18 protein-coding genes are annotated in these 22,473 nt (G+C 62.4%); 6 read left to right on the top strand and 12 right to left on the bottom strand.

All coding sequences use genetic code 11. From position 1 onward, the window contains the following. The first annotated feature begins 50 nt into the window (after window positions 1-50). Window positions 51-1,964, top strand: a complete 1,914-nt coding sequence (locus tag E5K00_RS00925) for an ABC-F family ATP-binding cassette domain-containing protein (protein WP_135460764.1) — start codon at window positions 51-53, stop codon at window positions 1,962-1,964. A 55-nt stretch (window positions 1,965-2,019) separates the two neighbouring features. Here the strand turns inward: E5K00_RS00925 and E5K00_RS00920 are convergent, their stop codons facing one another. From E5K00_RS00920 to E5K00_RS00910, 3 genes are all read right to left on the bottom strand, one after another. Further along, on the bottom strand, window positions 2,020-2,883 hold the full coding sequence (locus tag E5K00_RS00920; RefSeq protein WP_135460762.1) for a hypothetical protein: 864 nt from the start codon (window positions 2,881-2,883) through the stop codon (window positions 2,020-2,022). Window positions 2,884-3,013: 130 nt separating this feature from the next. Further along, window positions 3,014-3,361: a DUF952 domain-containing protein gene (locus E5K00_RS00915; protein ID WP_135460760.1), complete on the bottom strand. Its 348-nt coding sequence runs from the start codon at window positions 3,359-3,361 to the stop codon at window positions 3,014-3,016. 133 nt (window positions 3,362-3,494) lie between these two features. After that, entirely contained in the window at window positions 3,495-3,893 is a 399-nt protein-coding gene (locus E5K00_RS00910; protein ID WP_135460758.1) for a hypothetical protein, read from the bottom strand. 266 nt (window positions 3,894-4,159) lie between these two features. On the opposite strand from E5K00_RS00910, the gene hppD reads away from it, so the two are divergent. Together hppD and E5K00_RS00900 are read left to right on the top strand one after the other, a co-directional pair. Continuing rightward, window positions 4,160-5,293: a 4-hydroxyphenylpyruvate dioxygenase gene (hppD, locus tag E5K00_RS00905; protein WP_135460757.1), complete on the top strand. Its 1,134-nt coding sequence runs from the start codon at window positions 4,160-4,162 to the stop codon at window positions 5,291-5,293. Window positions 5,294-5,866: 573 nt separating this feature from the next. Beyond that, complete coding sequence (locus tag E5K00_RS00900) at window positions 5,867-6,952, top strand: serine hydrolase domain-containing protein (protein ID WP_135460755.1); 1,086 nt, start codon at window positions 5,867-5,869, stop codon at window positions 6,950-6,952. On the opposite strand, the gene E5K00_RS00895 is transcribed toward E5K00_RS00900, so the two are convergent. After that, window positions 6,916-8,613, bottom strand: coding sequence for a Hint domain-containing protein (locus E5K00_RS00895; protein ID WP_135460753.1), 1,698 nt, complete (start codon window positions 8,611-8,613; stop codon window positions 6,916-6,918). The genes E5K00_RS00900 and E5K00_RS00895 overlap by 37 nt on opposite strands. A gap of 276 nt (window positions 8,614-8,889) precedes the next feature. Here E5K00_RS00895 and E5K00_RS00890 point away from each other — a divergent pair, with 276 nt between their 5' ends. Both E5K00_RS00890 and E5K00_RS00885 read left to right on the top strand, forming a co-directional pair. Further along, window positions 8,890-10,626, top strand: coding sequence for a phospho-sugar mutase (locus E5K00_RS00890; protein ID WP_135460751.1), 1,737 nt, complete (start codon window positions 8,890-8,892; stop codon window positions 10,624-10,626). A 438-nt stretch (window positions 10,627-11,064) separates the two neighbouring features. Continuing rightward, on the top strand, window positions 11,065-11,550 hold the full coding sequence (locus tag E5K00_RS00885) for a nuclear transport factor 2 family protein (protein WP_135460749.1): 486 nt from the start codon (window positions 11,065-11,067) through the stop codon (window positions 11,548-11,550). Window positions 11,551-11,718: 168 nt separating this feature from the next. On the opposite strand, the gene E5K00_RS00880 is transcribed toward E5K00_RS00885, so the two are convergent. Continuing rightward, window positions 11,719-12,783: a DUF4349 domain-containing protein gene (locus tag E5K00_RS00880; protein WP_135460747.1), complete on the bottom strand. Its 1,065-nt coding sequence runs from the start codon at window positions 12,781-12,783 to the stop codon at window positions 11,719-11,721. Between the two features lie 357 nt (window positions 12,784-13,140). Between E5K00_RS00880 and E5K00_RS00875 the strand changes: the two genes are divergently transcribed. Further along, window positions 13,141-14,262: a hypothetical protein gene (locus E5K00_RS00875; RefSeq protein WP_135460745.1), complete on the top strand. Its 1,122-nt coding sequence runs from the start codon at window positions 13,141-13,143 to the stop codon at window positions 14,260-14,262. 3 nt (window positions 14,263-14,265) lie between these two features. On the opposite strand, the gene E5K00_RS00870 is transcribed toward E5K00_RS00875, so the two are convergent. From E5K00_RS00870 to E5K00_RS23285, 7 genes are all read right to left on the bottom strand, one after another. Beyond that, window positions 14,266-15,948 carry an ABC1 kinase family protein gene (locus tag E5K00_RS00870; RefSeq protein ID WP_135460743.1) on the bottom strand — a complete coding sequence of 561 codons (1,683 nt, stop codon included), beginning with the start codon at window positions 15,946-15,948 and terminating at the stop codon, window positions 14,266-14,268. Between the two features lie 151 nt (window positions 15,949-16,099). Beyond that, entirely contained in the window at window positions 16,100-16,648 is a 549-nt protein-coding gene (locus E5K00_RS00865) for a phasin family protein (RefSeq protein ID WP_135460741.1), read from the bottom strand. A gap of 211 nt (window positions 16,649-16,859) precedes the next feature. Beyond that, window positions 16,860-17,831, bottom strand: a complete 972-nt coding sequence (locus E5K00_RS00860) for an alpha/beta hydrolase (protein WP_167856690.1) — start codon at window positions 17,829-17,831, stop codon at window positions 16,860-16,862. A gap of 198 nt (window positions 17,832-18,029) precedes the next feature. Next, entirely contained in the window at window positions 18,030-19,190 is a 1,161-nt protein-coding gene (locus tag E5K00_RS00855) for a lysophospholipid acyltransferase family protein (protein WP_135460737.1), read from the bottom strand. Window positions 19,191-19,335: 145 nt separating this feature from the next. Continuing rightward, window positions 19,336-20,625 (bottom strand): aspartyl protease family protein, encoded by a 1,290-nt coding sequence (locus tag E5K00_RS00850; protein WP_135460735.1) that lies wholly within the window; start codon window positions 20,623-20,625, stop codon window positions 19,336-19,338. A gap of 65 nt (window positions 20,626-20,690) precedes the next feature. Continuing rightward, window positions 20,691-21,761 carry an o-succinylbenzoate synthase gene (menC, locus tag E5K00_RS00845; protein ID WP_135460733.1) on the bottom strand — a complete coding sequence of 357 codons (1,071 nt, stop codon included), beginning with the start codon at window positions 21,759-21,761 and terminating at the stop codon, window positions 20,691-20,693. 148 nt (window positions 21,762-21,909) lie between these two features. Further along, the gene (locus E5K00_RS23285; protein WP_135460731.1) at window positions 21,910-22,176 is read right to left on the bottom strand and encodes a KGG domain-containing protein; all 267 of its coding nucleotides are present in this window, start codon (window positions 22,174-22,176) and stop codon (window positions 21,910-21,912) included. Between the last annotated feature and the right edge of the window lie 297 nt (window positions 22,177-22,473).

Below are 22,473 nucleotides of genomic sequence, written 5' to 3'. Positions count from 1 at the left end.
AATCCAAGGCGGGGCAGAAACCGCAAGCCGCATTGGGCTATCTTTGCCCCATGAATCTGCTTTCCGGAGAAAACCTCTCAAAAAATTACGCGGACCGCTGGCTCTTCCGCGAGCTGGGCTTTGGTCTGAATCAAGGGCAGCGGGTGGCGCTGGTCGGTATCAACGGTACCGGCAAAACCACGCTGCTGAAAATCCTGGCCGGCATCGAGCAGCCCGACACCGGCTCGGTGAGCGTGCGCAAGGGCGTGCGGGTGGCCTTTTTGGGCCAGCAGCCGGTGTTCGACGAGAACCTGACGGTGGAGGAAACCATCTTCGCCTCCCAGAACGACACGCTGGCCGCCATCCGCGACTACGAGCACGTGGTGAACGACGAGAACCACAAGCCCGACGACTTGCAGCGGGTGATGGAGCTGATGGACTCGCTCAACGCCTGGGACTACGAAGCCCAGGTCAAGCAGATTCTGGGCCGCCTGGGCATTCTGGGCGAGCTGCTGGAGCGCAAGGTGAGCATGCTCTCGGGCGGGCAGCGCAAGCGCGTGGCCCTGGCCCGGGTGCTGATTGAGGAGCCCGAAGTGCTGATTCTCGACGAGCCCACCAACCACCTCGACCTCGACACCATCGAGTGGCTGGAAGGCCGCCTGGCCTCCCCTTCCCTCACGCTGCTGATGGTGACTCACGACCGGTATTTCCTGGACAAAGTCGCCAACGAAATTGTGGAGATGGACCAGGGCAAGGTGTACCGCTACCAGGGCAACTACTCCTACTTCGTGGAGAAAAAGGCCGAGCGCGAGCAGATTGAGGTGGCCGAAGTGGAAAAGGCCCGCAACCTGCTGCGCAAAGAGCTCGATTGGATGCGCCGCCAGCCCCAGGCCCGCGGCACCAAGCAAAAGGCCCGCATCGACGCCTTCTACGAAACCCAGGAGAAGGCCAAGACCAAAATCAGCGGCCCGCAGATGGAGCTGAGCGTGAAAACGACGCGCCAGGGCGGCAAGATCATCGAGGTGGAACACCTGCACAAGCAGTTCGGCGACCATGTCGTGCTCGACGACTTCAGCTACGTGTTCAAGAAAAAGGACCGCATCGGCCTGATCGGGCCCAACGGGGCGGGTAAGTCGACGCTGCTGAACATGCTCACCGGCAAGCTCCAGCCCGACTCCGGCACCGTGGACGCGGGCCAGACGACGGTATTCGGCTACTACACCCAGACCGAGCTGGAGTTCGACGAAACCCAGCGCGTGATTGACATCGTGAAGGAAGTGGCCGAAGTGGTGGAAATGGCCAACGGCGAGGTGGTCACAGCCTCGCAGTTTTTGCAGCACTTCCAGTTTCCGCCGGCCCAGCAGTACACCATGGTCAGCAAGCTCAGCGGGGGCGAAAAGCGCCGCCTCCAGCTACTGCGGGTGCTCATCAAGAACCCGAACTTCCTGATTCTCGATGAGCCCACCAACGACCTGGACATTATCACGCTCAACATTCTGGAGGACTTCTTGCTGAATTTTGCCGGCTGCATCCTCATCGTCTCGCACGACCGGTACTTCATGGATGCCCTCGTGGAGCACGTGTTTGTGCTGGAGCCCGGCGGGCACATCCGCCAGTTCCCCGGCAACTACACCGACTACCGCGAGTGGCAGAAGGAGCACCAGGCCGAGGAATACGCCCGCGAAAAGGCCCAGACGGCCAAAGCCGCGGCCGGCATTGCGCCTTCGGCCGCTCCGGTGGCCGCCGCGGCCGCCGCGGGCGCCGCGCCCAAGCGCAAGGCCACGTTTGCCGAGAAGAAAGAGTACGAAACCCTGGAAAAGGACATTGAAAAGCTCGAAGCCCGCAAGCAGGAGCTAATTGACAAGCTCAACGCCGGCACCGGCTCCCACAAGGAGCTGGCCGACTGGGCCGCCGAGCTCAAGCAAACCGACAAGGACCTCGACAGCAAAGGGGAACGGTGGCTGGAGCTGGCCGACCTGATGTAGCCCTTCGTTTGCATCCAGCAAAAAGCCCTGCCAGGAATCTGGCAGGGCTTTTTGTTTAGGGGGCCGTGGTAGCGGTGGGCGGCACCGGGGCGGGCAGGGGGGCCGGCGGCACCACGGGCTCGTACTGGTTTTTCTTGCGTTCCTGGTCGAAGTCGAAGAATAGGGTGCGGCCGGCCAGGGGCAGCGCCAGCCGCAGCAGCGCCGTCTGCTCGTAGCTGGGGAAGGTGACGTAGCCGCGGGCCAGCTCTCCGGGCCGGAGCGTGTTTTTGCGCAGCACCTTCACTTCCCAGAGCGACTTGTCGAGGTAGGCGTTGTCGGCATTCTGGGCGTGCTGCATGCGCTGATCGTCGAAGTACGCGGCGTCGTTGGCGCGCTTGTCTTCGCGCCGCCACGTTTCAATCTGCTTTTCCTGGGGCGTGCCTTGTACCGGCTTCAGGTCTTCGGCCACGTTGGTCACCACGGTCAGCAGCTCCAGGGCGCTGACGCCGTTGGCCTTGCGGGCTTCCTTATCGAGCTTGGCCGACAGCTGCTGGATGCGGGCCTCGGGGTCGACGGCGTACACGGCCGAGGGCATAATGACGTTGCCGTTCAGCTTCACCCCGTTCTGCTTGGCCGTGGCGCGGTCCATCACCTTGGGAATGTAGTAGAACGAGGCCGGGTTGATGGTCAGCACGCTGTCGGAGCCGTTGCGCACCTCCACTTCAAACATCAGCTCCTTGTTGCGCAGGTGCGAGTAGCACACCTGCACTTCTACTTGGTCGAAATTGGTGCTGACGGCCTGGCGCCCGTCGGGCCATTGGCTGTCGGGGTGGCTGGGCTGCACGGCCAGATAATACGAGGGGCCGCAGCCACTCAGCAGGCTGGCCGAAGTGAGCAGCACGGCGGCCGTGCGGGGCAGTAAAAACTGGCGCAGGTTCATACGCGGAATGGTAAAGTATAGTAGCAGGAGGATAAAGACGCCTTCCGGGTGGCCCGTAATCGGGCCACGGGGCAGCCGTAGCCAAACATAAGCAGTCTGCCCGACACTACCGGCCTTGGGCCTCGATACGTTAGCTGATTTCGGCGGGCAAAGTGAACGTGCCCGCCGTATCGGGCCGAAACGGCAGCGGCCGGACAATGGCGGCCACCGGAATGGCCCCGAACACGTGGGCAAAAGCCTCGCCCCGGGCCGCCACCCACTCCCGCTCTACCCGCACGCCGGCGGCGCGCAGCTGGCTTTCGTCAATTTCCAGCAGCACCAGGTCGGGGCGGCCGGGGTAGTAGCGCCGGGCCGTTGCCAGAACCTGCGACTTTTCGGAGCAGTGAATAAAGCCCTCGGCCCGCAGGTCGGCGCTGGCGAAGAAGCCGGTTTGCCGGGCCTGCTCCCAGTCGGCCGTAGTAGCCAGGCGGTAAATCATATCCGGGAAATTCTGAATTATGAATTCGAAATTCTGAATTGAACAGGGTGAAATAAAGGGGCCGCTCAACGAATCCGGCTTGGATCATTGAACGGCCCCTTTATTTCATGATTCCGAATTCAGAATTAGCCGTTTACGCTTTCCAGACCTCCTTGCGCACGTTTTTGCCCACCGACAAAATCAGGCGCGTGGGGTTAGGCACCAGCACTAGGCGGGCTTCCTTGCCGGGAAACTCGTCGGAGTCGACCCAGACGCCCTCCTTGTGGGAGGGCAAATAGCCAGTGTCGCCCTTGATGTCGTTGGGCAGGTAGGCCGTGGGCAGCAGCACGTCGGTGTCGGGGCAGAGCTGCTCGTGCACTTTCTCCAGCACTTCCTCCAGGTACTGACCGTATTCGTCGTTGAAATCGTCTTCCAGATCGTGCAGTTCTTCTTCCACGTCGTCGTAGCGAGCATCGTCGTAGGTCAGCTTATGCAGCTCCTGCTTTTTTTCGATCAGCGCAACGAGGGCCTGGTTGAGTTCCTCCTTATTCATAGCTACGGGACAAAAGGGTTAATGCACAAAGGTGCGTAGGATTCTGCAATTGTACGCAGCAAAACCGGCAAACGCCACATCCGGCCGCTTCCGGTAGCACAAACCGGGCAGTTCGCCGCTCCGAACGCCCCGCAGGCCGCCGGGCACGGGCACGACAACCGGGAGCCGGCGCCGCGAAAGTTCGGGCTCCATCGAACGATTTGGGGCAAACCTGTATTTTTACCCGGACAACCCCTTTCCACCCGCATTCTTACCTCTATACTGCCATGCAAACAATGACTTCGCCTGAGGTGCAGGCCCACCCCGCCCACGACTTCCTGCCCCTGAAAGGCACCGACTTCGTCGAGTTCTACGTTGGCAACGCCAAGCAAAGCGCCTACTACTACCAGGCCGCCTTCGGCTTCGAGCTGGTGGCCTACGCCGGCCCCGAAACCGGCCTGCGCGACCGGGCCAGCTACGTATTGCAGCAAGGCAAAATCCGGCTGGTGCTCACCACCTCCCTTCTGCCCGACTCCGAAATTACCCAGCACGTGGCCAAGCACGGCGACGGGGTGAAGGTAATGGCCCTGTGGGTCGACGACGCCCGCAAGTCGTGGGAGGAAACCACCAAGCGCGGCGCTAAGTCGGCCTTCGAGCCCTACACCGTTGAGGACGAGTTCGGCAGCGTGACGCTCTCGGGCATTTATACCTACGGCGAGAGTGTGCACACCTTCGTGGAGCGCACCAACTACACCGGGCCGTTCATGCCGGGCTTCGTGGCCAAGAGCAGCGGCGTACCGCAGAGCACGCCCGTGGGCCTGCTCCACGTGGACCACTGCGTGGGCAACGTGGGCTGGGGCGAAATGAACCAGTGGGTGAAGTTCTACGAGGACGTGATGGGCTTCAAGCTGCTGCTGACCTTCGACGACGAGGACATCAGCACCGAGTATTCGGCTTTGATGAGCAAGGTGGTCAGCAACGGCAACGGCTACGTGAAATTCCCCATCAACGAGCCGGCCGAGGGCAAGAAAAAGTCGCAGATTGAGGAGTACCTCGACTACTACCACTCGCCCGGCGTGCAGCACATTGCCATTGCCACCAAGGACATCCGGGCCACCGTGACCGAGCTGCGCCGCCGCGGCGTGGAGTTCCTCTCGGTGCCGGGCGCCTACTACGAGGATCTGCTGGAGCGCATCGGCGCCATCGACGAGGACCTGGAGTCGCTCAAGGCCCTGAACCTGCTCGTGGACCGCGACGAGGAAGGCTACCTGCTCCAGATTTTCACCAAGCCGGTGGAGGACCGCCCCACGGTGTTCTACGAAATCATCCAGCGCAAAGGCGCCAAGAGCTTCGGCAAAGGCAACTTCAAGGCCCTGTTCGAAAGCATCGAGCGGGAGCAGGCCCTGCGCGGCAACCTGTAAGCTCCCCCGATCAGCCGCTCCCGGAGTCGTGTCATTGCGAAGCACCCGGAGGATAGCATAGATCATCCGTCTGCTGCGGGGCTAGCCACGCTCTGCTCCCACAAAGCCCCGACGCCTGCCAGGCCGTCGGGGCTTTTTCATGCCGGCGTCGGAGAACCTCACAACTTTTTACCTAACACAAAAATGTGTGAGGCAGAAACGTGTTAGGTTCCGACCGACCTAACACGTTTTCTCATCGCCACAAAAAATGTTAGGTCAGTGACGACCTAACGGTTTTTCTCATCGCCGCAAAAACCGTTAGGTCACTGACGACCTAACGGTTTTTCAAGCGGCTCCGAAAACCGTTAGGTCAGCGGGCGGGGCCTTGCCCGGCGCAACAGCCCCGGCCGCGTCATCGGCCGCCGGGACTCTGTTACACGCTGCTGTTCTCACCACCCTATTCTGCCAGCCCGCTACTCTCCGTCCCTTTCTGCCCGCCGGCTTGCCTTCGCCAGCACAAACAGGCGGAAGACATATCAGCCCGACGACCTACATTCGCCTCCCCGCTCCCCCACCGCCCGGCTCCTTTCCGCTATGTCCCGATTTTTCCTGCTGATCCTCTTGCTCGTTACAACCCCGGCCGGGGCCCAACGCTCCCTGACGGCCCTGGTGGAAGCCGAGTACCGGGCCGGGCATTTCAACGGGACGCTGCTGGCCGTGAAAGACGGGCGGGTGGTGGCCCAGGTCAGCAAGGGGTATGCGAACTTCCAGTTTTCGGTGCCCGTCACGGCCGATACCCGGTTTCCCATTGCGTCCATGACCAAGCTGTTCACGGCCGTACTCACCCTGCAGCTCGTCGACCAGGCGGTGCTGAAGCTGGAAGACAAGGCCGCTGCCTACGTGCCGGACTTGCCGCCCGCCTGCCACTCGATTACCATTGCCGACCTACTGACGCATCGTTCCGGCCTCAGGAATGAGCCTTCCACCCAGGTGTATCAGGCCCGCTACTCTACTGCCGAGTTCGTGCGGAAATTCGTGGCCAAGGACGAGGGCAAAGCGCCCGCCTTCAACTACAACAACATCGACTACATCCTGCTGACCCGGATTCTGGAGGTGGTTTCCGGGCAAACCTACGGGCAGTTGCTGCGCCAACGCATCCTGGCGCCGTTGCAGATGCAGAACTCCGGCCTGGTGCAGGAAGCCCGCATTACGCCCCACCTGGCGTATGGCTACCACAACTACACCTTCGGGGCGGGCAGCAGCCGGGACACGCTGCGCAACGATGCTCCGAAGTACCTGTCGAACTATGCCGGGGCCGGCGCCATGTACTCCACCGCGGCTGACCTCTACAAGCTGGTACGAGCCCTGCAAACCCGGGCCCTGCTCTCGGCTACGGCCTCCAGCCTGTTGCTGAAGCCTCAGCCGACAGGCTACGTGGAACAGGCCCGGGGCTACCCCACGCTGGGCTTTTACTACAACGACCGGACCTTTCCGAAGCCCGTCGTGGAGCGCCGCGGCAGCATCGACGGGTTCAACTCGGTGCTGCTGACCGACCCGGATTTTACCCGGGTGATTATCATTCTCAACAACACCGACACCGGCGACCTGGAAAAGCTCGGCGACCTGGCCTACAAAGCCTTAGACTACTTAGCGCCTACCAGCAGCCCTCCGACAAAGTAGTTGCCGCTTTCGGTGCGCAGGTTAAACACGACAGGAGTTGTACCGGCCGGCTGTCGGTCGGCCAGGTGCGTTGCTTCCACGGCCGTATCCGCTAGGCGCAGCACGGCCGCGGAGGGCTGCAGCTCGTCGGCCCGCACCAGCGGCCCGGCGGCGGTGGCCACGGGGTGGTTGGGCGTGAGCACTACTTCCAGCGGAGCCTGGGCCGGGCGTGCCGGCTGCTCGGCCAGGCCGGCATACACGGCGGGCGTACCAATGGTGAGCTGCACCAGCGGATAGTCCTGCTGGTCCTGATGCACGTCGAGGCGCAGCACGCGGGTGGGTACGACCTGGCCGGTGCGGGCGTCGTAGCCCAGCACCACGTCGCCGGCCCGGACCCGGCTGATGGCTACCTGCTGGCCGTTGGGCAGGGCCACGCGGGCCAGGGCGGGGAAGCACACGGCTTCTTCGCAGCGGAAGGGCTGGTCGTAGGCTTTCTTGCTGTCGACGTACTCCTGGTTCAGGTCGTAGATGGCGCTGCTGTAGCTGGCCAGCTGCTGCACCTGCCCAATCATCAGCTGCTGCCCGCCGGCCAGAGCGCTGATGACGGCTTTTTCCTCGGGGCGCTGAATGTCGTCGCCGTAGTGGATTTTGGCCAGCTCGGCCTGGAAGGGGGCCACGCGGGCTTTGAGCAGGCTTTTCTGGGTAGCCCAGGCCGTGTTTAGCTGGGGCAGGTACTTGGTGTAGAGGTCGAGGCGGCGCTTCAGAAACTGGTGGCCCTGGTCGTAGCTGCGGCGCTGACCGGGGCAGTCGCCCTCGCGGGCCGTGGGCAGGGCGCGGCTTTGCTGCTCCTGCTTCAGGGTTTCCAGCTCGGTTTGCAGCTGCTGCTGAACGCGGGTAAAGCCGTTGCTGCTCAGGTCGGCGTTGAAAGCTTCGACCATCTTATTATTGGCCTCCAAAGCGGGCGAAGCCACCAGCGGGGCCATTTTCGGGGGGCGCTGATGGCCGCCGATGGCCTGCATCTTGGCCTCATTCAGGCCGTGCTTGCGCATGAGCTGCTGCATGTAGGCATCCTGTTCGGCCTCCGTTTTTTTTTCCCAGCTGGCGCGGAAGGCCGGGCTCTGCATCTGCTGCATAAATTCCGCCTGGGCCGCCTGGAAGCTGGGGTCGTTCATCATGCGCTGCTGGGTGCTGCCGGCCGGGGCCAGCTGGGCCTGCAGGAAGCGGGCTTTTTCGGCGTCGCTCATTTTAGCCAGCTTGGCCTGAAACGCGGGGTCCTGCATCTGCTGGGCCAGCTGCATGGCCTGCGGGTTGTAGCCGGGCAGGGCGCTGCCTTGCTGCTGCATATAGGCCATCTGCTGCTGGTCGGTCATTTTCTCTACGCCGGCGGCAGCGGCCTGCTGGCCGAACTGCTGCAAAGCCTGCTGGTCGCGGCTCTGCTCGGCGGTGCGGCCCGCGCCGATGCTCTTGCCAAGCTGCTGGAGCTGCTGGTCGAGGTCGGTAAAGCCGGCCGGCCGCTTGAGCGTGGCGCTGAAGGCCGTGGGCGGGGCCGGCACCCGGTCGAAATACGGGAGCAGGTCGGTTTTGACGGGTTTTTGGGCCATAGCCACTGCGGCCATCAGTAGAAAAGCCAGCAGCAGCACCAGAAACATCAGCAGATTGACGGCACGATGAGCGAATTGCATGGTTCAGCGAAGTAAGGGTGAGCAGATGGCGCCAGGCCGCCGCTTGCAGCCAGCAGCAAAGCGCGTTAGACGCCGCAAGTGCGCAAAAAAAAGCCCGCTCGTCAATCACATCATTCGGTAAAACACCTCACATATTGATGTGAAATCGGGCTTAATTGCCAATTAAGTAGCATTTTGCCCCCTGCAACAAGCCGTGGGTGCGGCCCGGCGCCCGGGCACCGCGCACAACTTTCAGCCTCATTTGCTCGTCCATACCGAACCAAAATCCCCCTATCTATGGCCCTGACCACCGACATCCACGCCAAAATCAACACCTGGCTGACCGGCAACTACGACTCCGACACCAAAGCCAACATTCAGCAGCTGCTCGACGCGGGCGACGAGGAAACGCTCAACGACGCGTTTTACCGCGACCTGGAATTCGGGACCGGGGGGCTGCGCGGCATTATGGGCAACGGCTCGAACCGCATGAACCGCTACACCCTGGGCATGGCCACCCAGGGCCTGTGCAACTACCTGCTCAAGTCGTTCCCGAATCAGGAAATCAAGGTGGCCCTGGCCCACGACTCGCGCAACAACAGCCGGGAGTTTGCCCGCATTGCGGCCAACATCTTCTCGGCTAACGGCATTCACGCCTACCTGTTCTCCGACCTGCGCCCCACGCCCGAGCTGTCGTTTGCCATCCGCCACCTGGGCTGCCAGAGCGGCTGCGTGATTACCGCCTCGCACAACCCCAAGGAGTACAACGGCTACAAGGTGTACTGGCAGGACGGCTCCCAGGTGGTAGCCCCCCACGATAAGAACATCATTGCCGAGGTCAACGCCATCCAGAGCCCCGACCAGGTGAAGTTCCAGGGCGACGAGTCCCGGATTCATATGCTGGGCGAAGAGCTGGACAACGCCTACCTGGCCCAGGTCAAAACCCTGAGCATCAACCCCGCCGCCATTCAGCGCCAGCACGATTTGAAAATCGTGTACACGCCCCTGCACGGCACCGGCATTACCTTGGTGCCCAAGGCCCTGGCCCAGCTGGGCTTTACCAACGTGAGCATCGTGGAAGCCCAGGCTACGCCCGACGGCAACTTCCCCACGATCCAGTCGCCCAACCCGGAGGAAAAAGTGGCCATGCAGATGGCCCTCGACCAGGCCAAGGCCCAGGATGCCGACCTGGTTATTGCCACCGACCCCGACGCCGACCGGGTGGGCATTGCCGTGAAAGACAACCGCGGCGAGTGGCTGCTGGTGAACGGCAACCAGACCGCTGCCCTGCTCACGCACTACCTGCTCTCGGCCCGTAAGCAGGCTGGCAAGATGCAGCCCAACGACTTCATCGTCTACACCATCGTCACCAGCGACGTACTCGGCGACGTGGCCCGGGCCCATCAGGTGAAGGCCTACCAGACGCTGACCGGCTTCAAGTACATTGCCGGCATCATCCGCGACCTGGAAGGCCAGGAAAACTACATCGGCGGCGGCGAGGAAAGCTACGGCTACATGATTGGCTCCTTCGTGCGCGATAAGGACGCCGTATCGGCCTGCGCCCTGCTGGCCGAAATGGCCGCCGTGGCCAAAGACAACGGCCAGACCTTGTACCAGGCTATGGTGGAGATGTACGCCACCTACGGTCTGTACAAGGAAGACCTGATTTCGCTGACCAAGAAAGGCCAGCGCGGGGCCGAGGAAATCCAGGAAATGATGGCCGGCCTGCGCGCCAACCCGCCGAAAACCATTGCCGGCTCGCCCGTAGTAGAGCTGCGCGACTACAAAACCGGCATCATCCGGAACCTGCAAACCGGCGAAGAGCGGGCCACCGGCCTGGAAAGCTCCAACGTGCTCCAGTTCATCCTGGCCGACGGCAGCAAAGTCTCGGCCCGTCCCTCGGGCACCGAGCCCAAAATCAAGTTCTACTTCAGCGTGAAGCACCCCCTCAAGTCGGCCGTCGACTACGACCAGGTCAACCAGAAGCTGGGCGACTACATCAACCTCATCATCGAGGACATGCAGCTGCGGTAAATCATACCGCGTTCTAACCCCAACAGAAAAGCCCGGCTCGGCCGGGCTTTTTTGCTTTTCAAGCTTCCACTCCTACCGGCCCTTCCGCAACCCCGGCAGAAAGCATGTCAGCGGCGGCAAGCATCTGAGCGAAGGCAGTAACCATGTCAGGGGCGGCGGAAATAACTGTAGAAACGGCGGCAACGATGGTAGAGGCAGCGTGCATGAGCAAAGAGACGCCGTGAACAATCTACCGAGCAGCGTGAAGGATGTGCTAAAGGGTGTTAACAATATGCTAAGCATCTTGAACCATCTTCCGGGAACCGTGAAGTGCTTGCGAAACACCGGGCGGGGTACTGGCTGGCATGTATATAATATTTTACCTATATTAATACAGGTCGTGGCGTTGTGAGCAGGTTTCATGATGGGTGCGGCTGCCTACCCTAACCCCACTACCCGATGAAACGCACCCTTTGTCTATTGTTCTTCGCCCTAAGCTGTACCCTGGCCGTGGGGCAGCAAAAAGCCGCCGCGAAGGCCGCGGACTCCGAAAAGACCAAAGCCGCCCTGATTCAGCTCGACCAGGACTGGGGCGCCGCCACAGTCCGCAACGACCTGGCCTTCGTGCAGAAGCTGGTGGCCGACGACTGCCTGTTTACCGAAGCCGACGGCACCGTGGGCACCAAGGCCGAAATGATGGCCGACATGCAGTCGGGCAAGTCCAAGACGATTAGCAACCAGCCCACCGAGTACAACGTGCGCCTCTTCGGCCCCGATATGGCCGTTATCCGGCACAACATCACCACCACCGGCACCGAAAACGGCAAAGACGCCAGTGGCGAGTTTCGCCGCATGCACGTGCTGGTGCGCCGCGACGGCCGCTGGCAGGTCATCGACAGCCAATCGGTGCGGGTAGGACCCGTCTCGATGGCCTCCAAGCCGTAATTGCGCTACTGAGAGAGGCTACCGACAGTAAAAACAGAACGTCATGTCGACCAGCGGGAGACATCTCGCGTGCAGTAGTAATCAAGTTACCATTGCACGCGAGATGTCTCCCGCTGGTCGACATGACGTTCTTATGTTGGCCGGGCTTATTTTTACTTACTACTAGCGCTAGAACACGAAGTTGAACGAAGCCTGGCCCAGGATGCCGCGCAGGTCGCGGCTGTGGTCGTGGAGGGGCACGAAGTAGCTGGCTTTGGTATCGAGCAGGATGTGGCGGGTCTTGATCAGTTCGATACCCAGGCCCAGGTTCAGGTTGGGAATAAACTCGTTGTCCTCGTCGCTATTGCGGTTCAGAATAAAGCCGCCCACCTGGTAGCTGGTGTACAGGTTCAGGAACTTGCGCCGGCCCCGGCCGAAGTTGCGCGGGTAGAAGTCCTGGCCGAAGTTGATGACGAACAGCTCGTTGATAAACTCCGGCTCCTCGGCTTTTTCCAGCGGCTTATACACGCCCAGGTTGAAGTAGCTCTTGCCGCGGGTAAACATGTATTTGATGGCGTAGCCCTGGTAGGCGCGGCTGCTCAGGCCGGGCTTGGGGTTGTCGAGGCGCAGGTAGCCATATTCCACGCCGGGCATGTTCACGAAGCTCACCTTGCGGTTACCGGTCGGGAAAGTCACCTCGTCGTAGAGGCGCAGCGTTACGTAGGCCTGGCCGGCGTGGCTGGCTACCACCTGCTGGCGCTGCCGCAGCTCGCGCAGTCGGGTTTCGTAGCGGGCGGCCTGCTCCTGGAGGCTCTGGCGCTTGGGCTCTTCCAGCCGGGGGTTGCGCAGCTCCAGCGTGGCCAGGGCCAGCTGGGCCTGCAAGTCCTGCTCGTCGGCCTTCAGCTCCTGTAGGCGGGAGGTCAGGTTGTGGGCGTTCAGGTTGTTTTCCAGCACGAAGCCCAGCCCGGCCGCCAGCGAGTCGAGGCCGCCCAGGGCGCGGGTCGGCAGCACGAATTCGGCCGTGAGCTGGTCGGGCGTTTCTTCCTGCTTCTGCACCCAGGCCGCCCGGCGGCTGATAAAGGCGTTGACGGCGGTGCGGGCCTCGGCAAACTTGGTAACGCCGACGCTCAGCCGCTTCTGGGTTTCAAACAGCTCCTGGTCGTTGCCGGACTGCGCCAGCGCGGGCAGGGCCAGGGTGCTGAACAGGAGAATTGCCGCCCAGCGGCGCAACGGGAATGTGGGTAGCAGATGCATGGTGCTTGCCGTTTTTGTGCGACCTACCAATCAGCGGCAGGCGGCAGCAAGTTGGGCTTTATTCGAGTTACCCGATATAAGAATGGCCAATAAAAGACCAAGTTTTTAGACTTTTCAGCGCTTCTGGATTTCACTTGTCATTTCTTGTAATCAGCTCGTTACACAAATCAGCCCCGACTTAAGAAGTGGCCCTCAAGGCGGCTCCCGGCTACCCGGCCCAAGGGGGCTTTCAGCCGTTGCGGGTGCATAGCGAGGCTATTGGGGGCTACAAAGCAGCTATGCCTACCAATTCGCTGGGGCCACAAATCCAGTTTATATTTGTAGCCACTAGCTGTTTTATCTTTTGTGTTCAGTGGCATGATTCGACTTTACTTTTTTCTCTTTCTGCTAATTTCTACCGCTGCTGCCCGCGCGCAGGGCTTGCCGGGCTTTGTCATTACCACCTCCGGCGACACGCTGCCCGGCGACGTGGTCGAGAAATCCGGCCAGCGGCTTCTCTTCTACCCGGCCTCCCGGCAGGCAGCGCAGGTGTACCGCCCCGACCAGCTGCGCGGCTATGGCCTGCGGGGCCATGCCCCCATCCTGAGCAAGGTAGTGCAGCTGGCCACCGGAGCCGACTCGGCCCGTTTCGTGCTGCTGCAAACGCCGGGGCCGGCCAGCTTGTACTCTTTTTCGAATGATCAGGGCCTGCTGCTCGGCACCGCTGCCTCGGATACGCTGTACGAGCTGACGGCCAGCAACTGGCACGTGGTGCTGAACCGGTACCTGCGCGCCTGCCCTAGCCTGCGCCACACCGACCCCGCGCTGATGGCCCTGCCTTTTTCGGAAGCGGATATCCGCCGGGTGCTGGTGCAGTACAACACCTGCGTCGAGCCGCAGTGGCAGCCCCGGCCCCGCACCAACTACTCGGGCTGGCGAAAAGGCGTTGGCGTGCACCTGGCAGTGCTGCGGACCGCCCAAGGTTTTTTCGATTCCCAAGTATACGCCCAGAGCCGGGAAGTAGGCCTGGAGTGGACCGGCATACGCGCCAGTGGCCTGCAAAGCGGCATTCAGCTAGACTATATCCAGCTCAACGGGTATAGCCCCGTGATTGAGGTAGCGGGCCCCAGGCAGACGGTGCTGGAAGAGCGGCTGATTTCCCGCTCCCACGTGCTGGCCCCCGTCCTGACGGTTGGCAAACGCTTTGGCAAGGTGCGGCGGCCCAATTTTTACCTCGGCGGCGGACTCGGCTTTGCGTTCCTGCTCGATGGCACCCGCGAAATTCAGCAGCGCGCGGCCGGCAGCACCACCGAGTTTCAGCGCGTTTCCCTCACCCGCGAGTCGTTCGGGGGCGCGGTGTTCGCCACCGTTTCCACGGGCGTGCTTCTGCCGTTGTCTTCGAGCCAGGAAGTACGGCTGAATGCCACGTACCAGCGCATTCTGGTTGGTAGTGTTAACTCGTTTGGGGCGCAGCTGGCCTACTACTGGCTTCTGAAATAAAGGCTACTCCTTGCGCTTCTGCGTGCCCAGAATCAGCAGAATCAGGAACAGGAAGCCCGTAATGCCCAGGCTCCACCACGTCAGCACCGGGATGCCGTGCCAGTAGCGCATGTCCGGCGAGTAGCGCCCCAGCAGGCTCAGCCCCGAAAACAGTAGGAAGGCCACGGCAATCAGGGCAATGATGGTGCGCGACACGAGCCGGTCGGCGGTGCGCATCAGGGCCTGGTAGCCGCTGAGCTCCACCTTCAGGCGCAGGTCGCCGCGCGAAATCTTGCGCATGATCTGGCGCACGTCGGCCGGCAGCGTTTGCAGCAGGGCCAGCAGTTGGGTGCCGGTGTACTGGGCTTCGCTGAGGATATTCTCGGGCGAGTACTGCTCGGCAATGATGCGCGCCCCGTAGGGTCGCACAAACTCGAACGTGTTGAAGCGCGGGTGCAGCACCTTGCCGATGCCCTCCAGAATCACCAGGGCCCGCAGAATCAGGAAGATGGCCCCGGGCACCTGCAGCTTGTAGTCGTAGATGACGTTCTGGAGCCGGTCGGCCAGGTCGCTCATGCTCATGTCCTGCACGTCGAGCAAGGCAAAGTCCTCAATCAAGTCGTTGAGGTCGGCCTCGAAGGTGCGCATGTCGGGAATGTCGGCCGTGAGGGCCAGGCGCCGGAAGTTCAGGGCCATGCTGCGCGCATCCTGCCGGGCCATGCCGATGAAGACGCCGGCAAAGGCATACTTCTGCTGCTTGCTGAGCCGGCCCACCATCCCGAAGTCGATGAGCACCAGCGTGCCGTCGGGGCGCACCAGCACGTTGCCGGGGTGCGGGTCGGCGTGGAAGATACCGAACTCGAAAATCTGGGTCAGGTAGATGTCCATGCCGGTTTCGGCCACCTTTTCCGGGCTCAGCCCCCACTTCAGCAGTTGGGGCTTGTCGGTAATCTTGCAGCCCGAGACAAACTCAATCACCAGGATTTTGGCCGTCGACAGCTCCCGGTAGGGTTTCGGAATGGAGAAAGTTTCGTAGCTCTCGTAGAGCTTGCGGAACTGCTCCATGCTGCGGGCCTCGGAGGTGTAGTCCAGCTCCTTCATCATGCTCCGCTCGAAGGCGTCCACGATGTCCTGGGGGTTGCTCAGGCCGTGGTTGCGCAAAAAGCCCGCCGTCAGGCGCACCAGCTCGTGCAGCAGGCTCAGGTCGGTGCGCACTTTTTCCTGCACGTCGGGGCGCTGCACTTTCACCACCACGTCTTCGCCCGTCAGCAGCCGGGCCTTGTGCACCTGCCCGATGCTGGCCGAGCCTAGGGGTTTTTCCTCAAACTCGCTGAACACCTCCGTAATGGGCCGGCCCAGCTCCCGCTCGATAATCTCGCGGGCCAGGCGCACGTCGAAGGGCGGCACGTCGCTCTGCAGCTTCTGAAACTCGTCAATCAGGGCCTCGGGCAGCAAATCGGGCCGGTTGCTCATGGCCTGGGCCAGCTTGATGAAGGTGGGCCCGAGCTCCTCAATCACCATCCGGACCCGCTCCCAGCGGCTGGTTTCAAACACCGGCCGCTCGGCATGCTGCCACGAGAGGCGGCGCTTCTGCGTCACCAGCCGGCGCAGGGGCGTAGACGTTACCACATCCTCAAACCCGTAGCGCACCAGCACCTCCACTACCTGCCGGATGCGGCTCAGATTGGAAATCGTGTTTTTGAACATGCGGAAGCGGGCGGGAAAAGGACGAGTTTAGAATTGCAAAATACGCGCTGGGCCGGGCAATTGGGGCCGGTGCGGTAAAATTGGCTACAAAAAAGAGCCAGCGCCCCGCATCGGCAGGCGCTGGCTCTTTTTAGCTGAACAGCACGCGCAATTAAGCGCCGGCCGTGTCGGTGCCACCGGCCGGAGCCGCGGGCGTATCCTTCTTGGCCCCGCCCGACTTGCTGCCGCCCGACGACGATTTGGCCGCGCCAGCCTTCGCCGCCGCCGATTTCTGCGCGGTGCCGGCGGCCGAGCTTACCTTATCGGCGGCTTTCTTGGTGGCGCCCGCAACCTTGGCCGTAGTGCTCGAAGCTGGCTTGGCGGCCGACTTCGAACCGCTGCTTTTGCTGGCCGAAGAGGAAGCCGAAGAAGTTGACTTCGAGTTGCTGCCTTTCACGCTGCGCTTCAGGTCTTCCACGTCGGAGTTGGAGGCTACGCCCACGCTTTTCATCAGCTTACTGGCAATGCTGCTGAACTGCTGCTCAAGCTCCTTGCGCTTGGTTTCGGAGTTCTTTTTCAAGTCGTCCATAATCTTCTTTCCCTCCTGCTCCGACAGCTTGCTCTCCTTCACCAGGGCGTCGATGGTGGTTTGCACCCGGTCACTGGTCAATGACACGAAGCCGACCCCGGCATTGATAAATTTCTTAAACAAGTCTTCCATGGTGCTAAACGGTTAAAAAGAGTTGAAGTGAATGGGAAAAACAACGCTGTAGCCGCGTCAGGCAGGAAAAATAGTATGCAAGCCGACTATCTTCGGCAAACCTACAAAAACATGGCTATATAGTTGGCTATGAGGTGAGAATTTTTCCCGTGGCGCTTTCATATAGGTGTCTTTAGCGGTTGCCGGCTTCGGCCGGGCCATCCGGCGGCTCTCAGAGCCGGGCGCGGGGCCGCAGATCCGTTTTGGCAGGTTTGGCCGAAGCGCGGGCCGCGCGTACGACCCGCGCGGCGGCTTCCTGCGCGGCCCAGATGCCCTGGGTGAAGGCTGCAACCTGGTCGAGGGCGGTGCGGGCTTCGGGCACCACGCGCCAGAACAAATGCCACCAGTGTACCAGGCCCGCAAACGTCTGCAGCGTAACGGGGACGCCGGCCAGCCGGGCTTTGGCGGCAAAGGTCAGCACGTCGTCGTAGAGCACTTCGGCGTCGGAAGTCTGGAGCAGCAACGGCGGCAGATCGTGCAGGGCGGCCCGCACCGGCGACACCAGCGGCTCGGTCAGCGGGGCGCTGCCAGCGTACTGCCCGCCCCAGCCCCGGATAGCCAGGGCCTCCAGAAACTGGAGCTCTTCGTGGGCCACCCGCCGGATGGTAGCCGTGGGCAGCACCAGATCCGTCCAGGGCGAAAGGCCAATGGCGGCGGCGGGCAGCGGCCCGGCCCCGTCGCGCAGGGCCAGCAGCAACGCCAGCGTGAGGCCCCCACCGGCCGAGTCGCCGGCCACGATGATGTCGTGGGGGCGGTAGCCCTGGCGCAGCAGCCAGCGGTAGGCCAGCAGGGCATCATCCAGGGCCGCCGGGAAGGGGTGTTCGGGCGCTTTGCGGTAGTCGATGGCCAGCGCGTACATGCCGCAGCGCTGCGCCAGGGCCCCCACCAGGCTGCGGTGCGTGTTCAGGGAGCCCAGCACGTAGCCGCCCCCGTGCAGGTAGAGCAGCACCCGGCGCGGGTCGGCCGGGGCGGGGCGCACCCACTCGGCGGCCATGCCCTCGAGCTGAAAGCACTCGAGGTGGACGCCCCAGGGCATAAACTGGCCGAGACTGGCCATTTCCAGGCTCAGGCGCATGGCCGCCAGCGTGGGCCGGCGGCGGGACAGGGGCGCGGTGGCCGCCGTCAGGAATTGTTTGAGGAGCAAATGCTGGGGGGAAGGCATTTGAGCGGAGGTAAAAGCGGGAAGAACGAAGTCGGCGCGGGGGCCACGCGGGGCGCGTGGTATTTTGGCAAGGGAAAAGGCCGCCCCGAAGGCGGCACCGGAGGTTAATATTGTCTTTTACTGACTGAGGCAGAACAAGTTTCGCCAAAGCAGCTCGATTTGGATTTTGGCGCCGCCTGCCTACGCTCTTTTTCCCAGCCGGTGGCCTTTGTAGCCCCGGATGGCAATGGGAATCCAGCCCAGAATCGGAATAAAGAAGCTGATGGTAAACGGGTTGCGCCAGATCATGCGCAGCCACGCGCCGGGGCTGGTCAGGTCCAGGTTGACGTCGGGCGGGGTTTTGCGGGTGTACTGCTTTTCAAACTCGGTGAAGACGGCGGGCCAGGCGAAAGGCAGGAAAAAGGGGAAGTAGCGCCAGTTCTGGCGGATGCGCTGCCACATTTCGCCCCAGCGGTAGGGGTGCTGCCCGTACTGGCGCACGGCGGCGTCCAGCTCGGTTTGCATGCGGCCCCGCACCTGCTCCGACAGAGCTTCGTACTCGGCCCGGCTCAGCTCGTCGTGGGCTTTGTCGGTCAGCTCGTAGGGTTTGATGCGGGAGCCCAGCACGAAGGTGAGCTTGGCCGGAAAGGCCATGTAAAAAAACCAGGGCTGCAGCAGCACCATCAGCACGATGGGGCCCATGGGAATAAAGGGAATCCCGATTTTCTTGCTCAGGTTGTTGATCCAGTCCCAGCTGTAGGCGTAGGGGTTGAGGTACTCGCCGTTGATGGTATAGAACGGGATGATGTCGGTGCGGTGCTGAATGCCCAGGCGCACGATGCTGGTAGCCAGGCGCTGCAGCTGGTACTTGCGGTTGAAGCCCTTGCCGATGCCCGGCACGCCCTCGGGGTAGAGCATCAGGTTGTGCTCCTGGTAGTACATCATCGTCTCGAAGTTCAGCGTGGTGGCATCCACGCAGCCGCAGCGCTTCCAGAAGTTGCGCACCAGAAACGGGTTCATCAGGGCCGACTGGGAAAGCATGGGCGCCGACAAAGGCCGGGGCAAGTCACTGAGGTTGGGCAGCTTGCGCCACAAGTGCGACAGGGCCACCATGGCATCCCAGGGAAACGCCATGCCCGAGTGGTTGGAGGCGAAAATCAGGGGCTTGTCGGGGTTGTTGCGCTGCGGGTACTCGTCGAAGCCGACCAGCTCGGAGCGGAACCAGACCCGGTCGAGCAGCTGCAGGATGTTCTTATCGAGCTGATAGACGAACTCCTCGTCGAAATAATCGGAGTAGATGTGCTGGTTGGCCCGGATTTCGGGCGGCGGGGTGGGCAGCGCGGGCGAAGGGGCCGTGGGCATCAGGCGAGTTCGGGCGAGAAGTAAGGGGTAGCAGGGAGCAGGCGGGCTTCTAATGTAGGAAAATATACGGTTGCGAGGGGTAAAACGGCGACTTGCCCCTCATCTACCGGCCCGAAACCAGAGTAGCTGGTACCGGGGGCCGGGCTTAAATCTCGCGCTTGAGCTGCACCTGCGTCGTGCCCAACTCCCCGTCGGCATGCCGCACGATGAGCAGAATCTTGCGGCCATCGGCCGAGTGCAGAATCCTACTGATCTGGGTTAAAGACAAGGCGCTGGCGGGCAGAAAGTTGATGGACAATATCTCGTCGTTGGCTTGCAGGCCGGCTTGGGCGGCCGGCGAGCCGGGCACAATCTGGGTGATGACGTAGCGGCGGAAGTCGGGGCCGGCCGCTACCAGGTCCATGCCGCACATGTCGTGCTCGAAGGGCTCCCGGTACAGCAGGTTGGGCCGCAGCAGCAGGTAGTTGTGGGTGTAGTCGATAACCGTGTCGAAGCGCTTGAGCAACTCGAAGCCGATGTTACCGTTGCGGGGCACGTCGGCGCGCATGGCCACGTCGGTCGAGTCGGGAAACGAGGTGAGCAGGGAGTTGATCTGGTAGCGGCCCAGCTTCATGCCCGACACGCGCCCCAGGTAGCCGTTGATAAACCCGTTGAGGCCCTTGCCCAGCTGGGAGCGGAGCCGTTTGGGCGGCACCCGCAGCTGGCTACTGGACGTGGTTTCGAGCGACAGGGCGTGGCCCGCCCCGGTGTCCAGAATCAGCTTCAGGGGCAGCTGCAACGAGTCGGTGAGCTGCACTTCGGCGGTCAGGTAGGGCTTGTTGCCTTCCAGGTCGAGGGGCACGTCGGTCCAGCGGCGGCCGCGGGGCTTGCGGTACGAATTCGGGTCGTGGAACACCAGCAAGCTTTCGGCGGCCCGCACTTCCACCACAAAGCTGCGAAACACGTCGGAGCCCAGGATGCCGTGAATGGGCATGCCCACGTAGCCCGACAGGTTCAGAATATCCTCCGACAGAGTCAGAAAGAGCATGTTCGGGGCCACCACGCCGGGCAGCTCCACCCGCACGCTGTCGGTTTCGGCGGCTTCCAGCGGGGCCTCGCTGCCCGCGCCGGCCACCCGGAAGCTGCGGCCCGTGCGCAGGCCCAGGGCCAGGCGCAGCGAGGGGTCGGTAATCAGCGAGGTGCCCACGCCGGTATCGAGCAGAAAGTTGAACGGGCCCTGTCCGTTGAGCATGGCGTTTACCACGATGAGGTTACGCTCCAGCTCGAAATGAAATTTCACTTTATGGGCCTTGGGCTTCGCGAATTGAAACGGGCCCGGCGTTTGGGCGGCCACCCCAACGGTGAGCAGACCGCAGGCCAGCACCAGCAACAAAGTCATCCGGAGCAGCCCCGAAAGGCGGCGGCAGCTGAACGTATATACTCCGGAGCGGGACATAGCGAAGACATGGCGGCCTTGTAATATAGTGAAATTTTGCCTGTCCGTATCCCCGCCGGGTATGGTTATTCCAAGCTACCCCAGCCCAGGTCGGGCTCGTAGTGCAGCTGCCCGCCCCGGATGGTCAGCGGGGCGGCTACGTTGTTGGAGTACAGCTGCCCGGTGCCTAGGCCCTGCGGAAAATCGGGGGGCGCGGCCTGGGCCGCAAACTGGCTGATGGCGTTCAAGCCGACGTTGGATTCCAGGGCCGAGGTGAGCCACCACCGGATGCCGCGGGCCTCGGCCAGGGCAATCCAGTGCCGGGTAGCGGCCAGCCCCCCGAGCAGCGTGGGCTTGAGAATGATATAGGCCGGCCGGATCTGGTCGAGCAGGGCCTGCTGCTGCTGGGTGTCGGTTACGCCAATGAGCTCCTCATCCAGCGCCACCGGCACCGGCGACTCCCGGCACACCCGCGCCATATCGGCCCACTGCCCGGACCGGATGGGCTGCTCGATGGAGTGCAGCGCAAAGCGGGCCAACTGCCCGAGCCGGTCCAGGGCCTCGGCGGGCGCAAAGGCCCCGTTGGCATCGACGCGCAACGTCAGCTGTTCGGGCCCGGCCACCGCCCGGATTTCGGCCAGCAGGCGCAGCTCGGTGGCAAAGTCGATGCCGCCGATTTTGAGCTTGAGGCAGGAGTAGCCCTCGGCCAGCTTTTTCCGGATCTGCTCCCGCATAAACGCCGCGTCGCCCATCCAGACCAGGCCGTTGATGGCAATACCGGCCTGCCCCCGGCTGAAGGGCGAGTCGAACAGCTGCCGCCGGCCACCCTGCTCCAGGTCGAGGGCGGCAGTTTCGAGGGCGAAGCGCAGGGCGGGCAGCTCGGCCGGCACCAGGGCCGCTGCGGCGGCGGGGCTGAGGGCGGCCAGCTGGCGTTGGTTGAACTGCCGGCAAAATTCCCGGATGCGGGTTTCGGTGTCGGGGCCGTAGTCAGGGCTGAGGCCGGCCAGGGGCGCGGCTTCGCCCACGCCTTCCCGGCCGGGCTGGGCGGTATCGGTCAGGCGCAGGTAGTAGGCGTAGTGCTCGGTGAGGGCCCCGCGGGACGTGCGGGCCGGGAAGTTGAAGCGCAGAACACGCCGGGAATAGGCAAGGTGCAGCATGGGGCGGCAAAACGGATGAACGGGCAAATAACAACGAAATCGACCAGCCGGCCTCGCCAGGCTAAAAAAGAACAAGCTCCCGTGCAGAGCACGGGAGCTTGTCGGCTTACTGGCGACCTGGAGTAGTCGCCGTTACTGCAGAGAGAAACTATCGGGTGGCACCGCCCTGGTTGCTCCGTCCGCGACTTGCCTGGCCCCCCTTACGGCCGGCAGCACGGGCTTCCTCTGAAGTAAAACGATGGCCGCGGCCACTTTCATGCGAGGCCTTGCCTCCTTCACTGGCTATGCGGCGCTGTTCGGCCGGGTCCATGGCGGCAAAGCCCCGGAGGCTTTTGCCGGCGGGCGTGGTTTTGCTGTTGGCAGCGCGGGTGCTGGTACGCGCGGCACTGGCGCGGGCTGTGTTGTTCGTAATCATAGTCTTGTAGGGTTTGGAGAACGGGTGAGGTAATGTGCCCCCTTCAACGAGCGGCGCTTAACAAGGATAACCATTTTAACTCCTAATTCAGCTTGTAATAGTCAAAATACCAACTACTACTGATGAGCTACTGCGTACTTAAAAGGAGGCGGCGCGATAAGTACTCAGTGGGCATTAGATGTTGGGCTTTTCCCGGGTTTCACCCCCGTTCTTTCCCGGCTGAAATAAGAGCTGCACTATATTTCTCCTGGCTTCGTACAAACCCGGGTCTGCTTTTCCGGTTACCTTTCCACGCCC

Source organism: Hymenobacter aquaticus (genome assembly GCF_004765605.1).
In the GTDB taxonomy this organism is placed as follows: domain Bacteria; phylum Bacteroidota; class Bacteroidia; order Cytophagales; family Hymenobacteraceae; genus Hymenobacter; species Hymenobacter aquaticus.
Note: the sequence above shows the minus strand (reverse complement) of the source record. Positions and strands in the feature narration are given on the sequence as shown.

Excerpts from the sequence above, each read along its gene's own strand:
- E5K00_RS00925 (WP_135460764.1), top strand. The coding sequence starts at position 51 with ATGAATCTGCTTTCCGGAGAAAACCTCTCAAAAAATTACGCGGACCGC.
- E5K00_RS00920 (WP_135460762.1), bottom strand. The coding sequence starts at position 2,883 with ATGAACCTGCGCCAGTTTTTACTGCCCCGCACGGCCGCCGTGCTGCTC.
- E5K00_RS00915 (WP_135460760.1), bottom strand. The coding sequence starts at position 3,361 with ATGATTTACCGCCTGGCTACTACGGCCGACTGGGAGCAGGCCCGGCAA.
- E5K00_RS00910 (WP_135460758.1), bottom strand. The coding sequence starts at position 3,893 with ATGAATAAGGAGGAACTCAACCAGGCCCTCGTTGCGCTGATCGAAAAA.
- hppD (WP_135460757.1), top strand. The coding sequence starts at position 4,160 with ATGCAAACAATGACTTCGCCTGAGGTGCAGGCCCACCCCGCCCACGAC.
- E5K00_RS00900 (WP_135460755.1), top strand. The coding sequence starts at position 5,867 with ATGTCCCGATTTTTCCTGCTGATCCTCTTGCTCGTTACAACCCCGGCC.
- E5K00_RS00895 (WP_135460753.1), bottom strand. The coding sequence starts at position 8,613 with ATGCAATTCGCTCATCGTGCCGTCAATCTGCTGATGTTTCTGGTGCTG.
- E5K00_RS00890 (WP_135460751.1), top strand. The coding sequence starts at position 8,890 with ATGGCCCTGACCACCGACATCCACGCCAAAATCAACACCTGGCTGACC.
- E5K00_RS00885 (WP_135460749.1), top strand. The coding sequence starts at position 11,065 with ATGAAACGCACCCTTTGTCTATTGTTCTTCGCCCTAAGCTGTACCCTG.
- E5K00_RS00880 (WP_135460747.1), bottom strand. The coding sequence starts at position 12,783 with ATGCATCTGCTACCCACATTCCCGTTGCGCCGCTGGGCGGCAATTCTC.
- E5K00_RS00875 (WP_135460745.1), top strand. The coding sequence starts at position 13,141 with ATGATTCGACTTTACTTTTTTCTCTTTCTGCTAATTTCTACCGCTGCT.
- E5K00_RS00870 (WP_135460743.1), bottom strand. The coding sequence starts at position 15,948 with ATGTTCAAAAACACGATTTCCAATCTGAGCCGCATCCGGCAGGTAGTG.
- E5K00_RS00865 (WP_135460741.1), bottom strand. The coding sequence starts at position 16,648 with ATGGAAGACTTGTTTAAGAAATTTATCAATGCCGGGGTCGGCTTCGTG.
- E5K00_RS00855 (WP_135460737.1), bottom strand. The coding sequence starts at position 19,190 with ATGCCCACGGCCCCTTCGCCCGCGCTGCCCACCCCGCCGCCCGAAATC.
- E5K00_RS00850 (WP_135460735.1), bottom strand. The coding sequence starts at position 20,625 with ATGTCCCGCTCCGGAGTATATACGTTCAGCTGCCGCCGCCTTTCGGGG.
- menC (WP_135460733.1), bottom strand. The coding sequence starts at position 21,761 with ATGCTGCACCTTGCCTATTCCCGGCGTGTTCTGCGCTTCAACTTCCCG.
- E5K00_RS23285 (WP_135460731.1), bottom strand. The coding sequence starts at position 22,176 with ATGATTACGAACAACACAGCCCGCGCCAGTGCCGCGCGTACCAGCACC.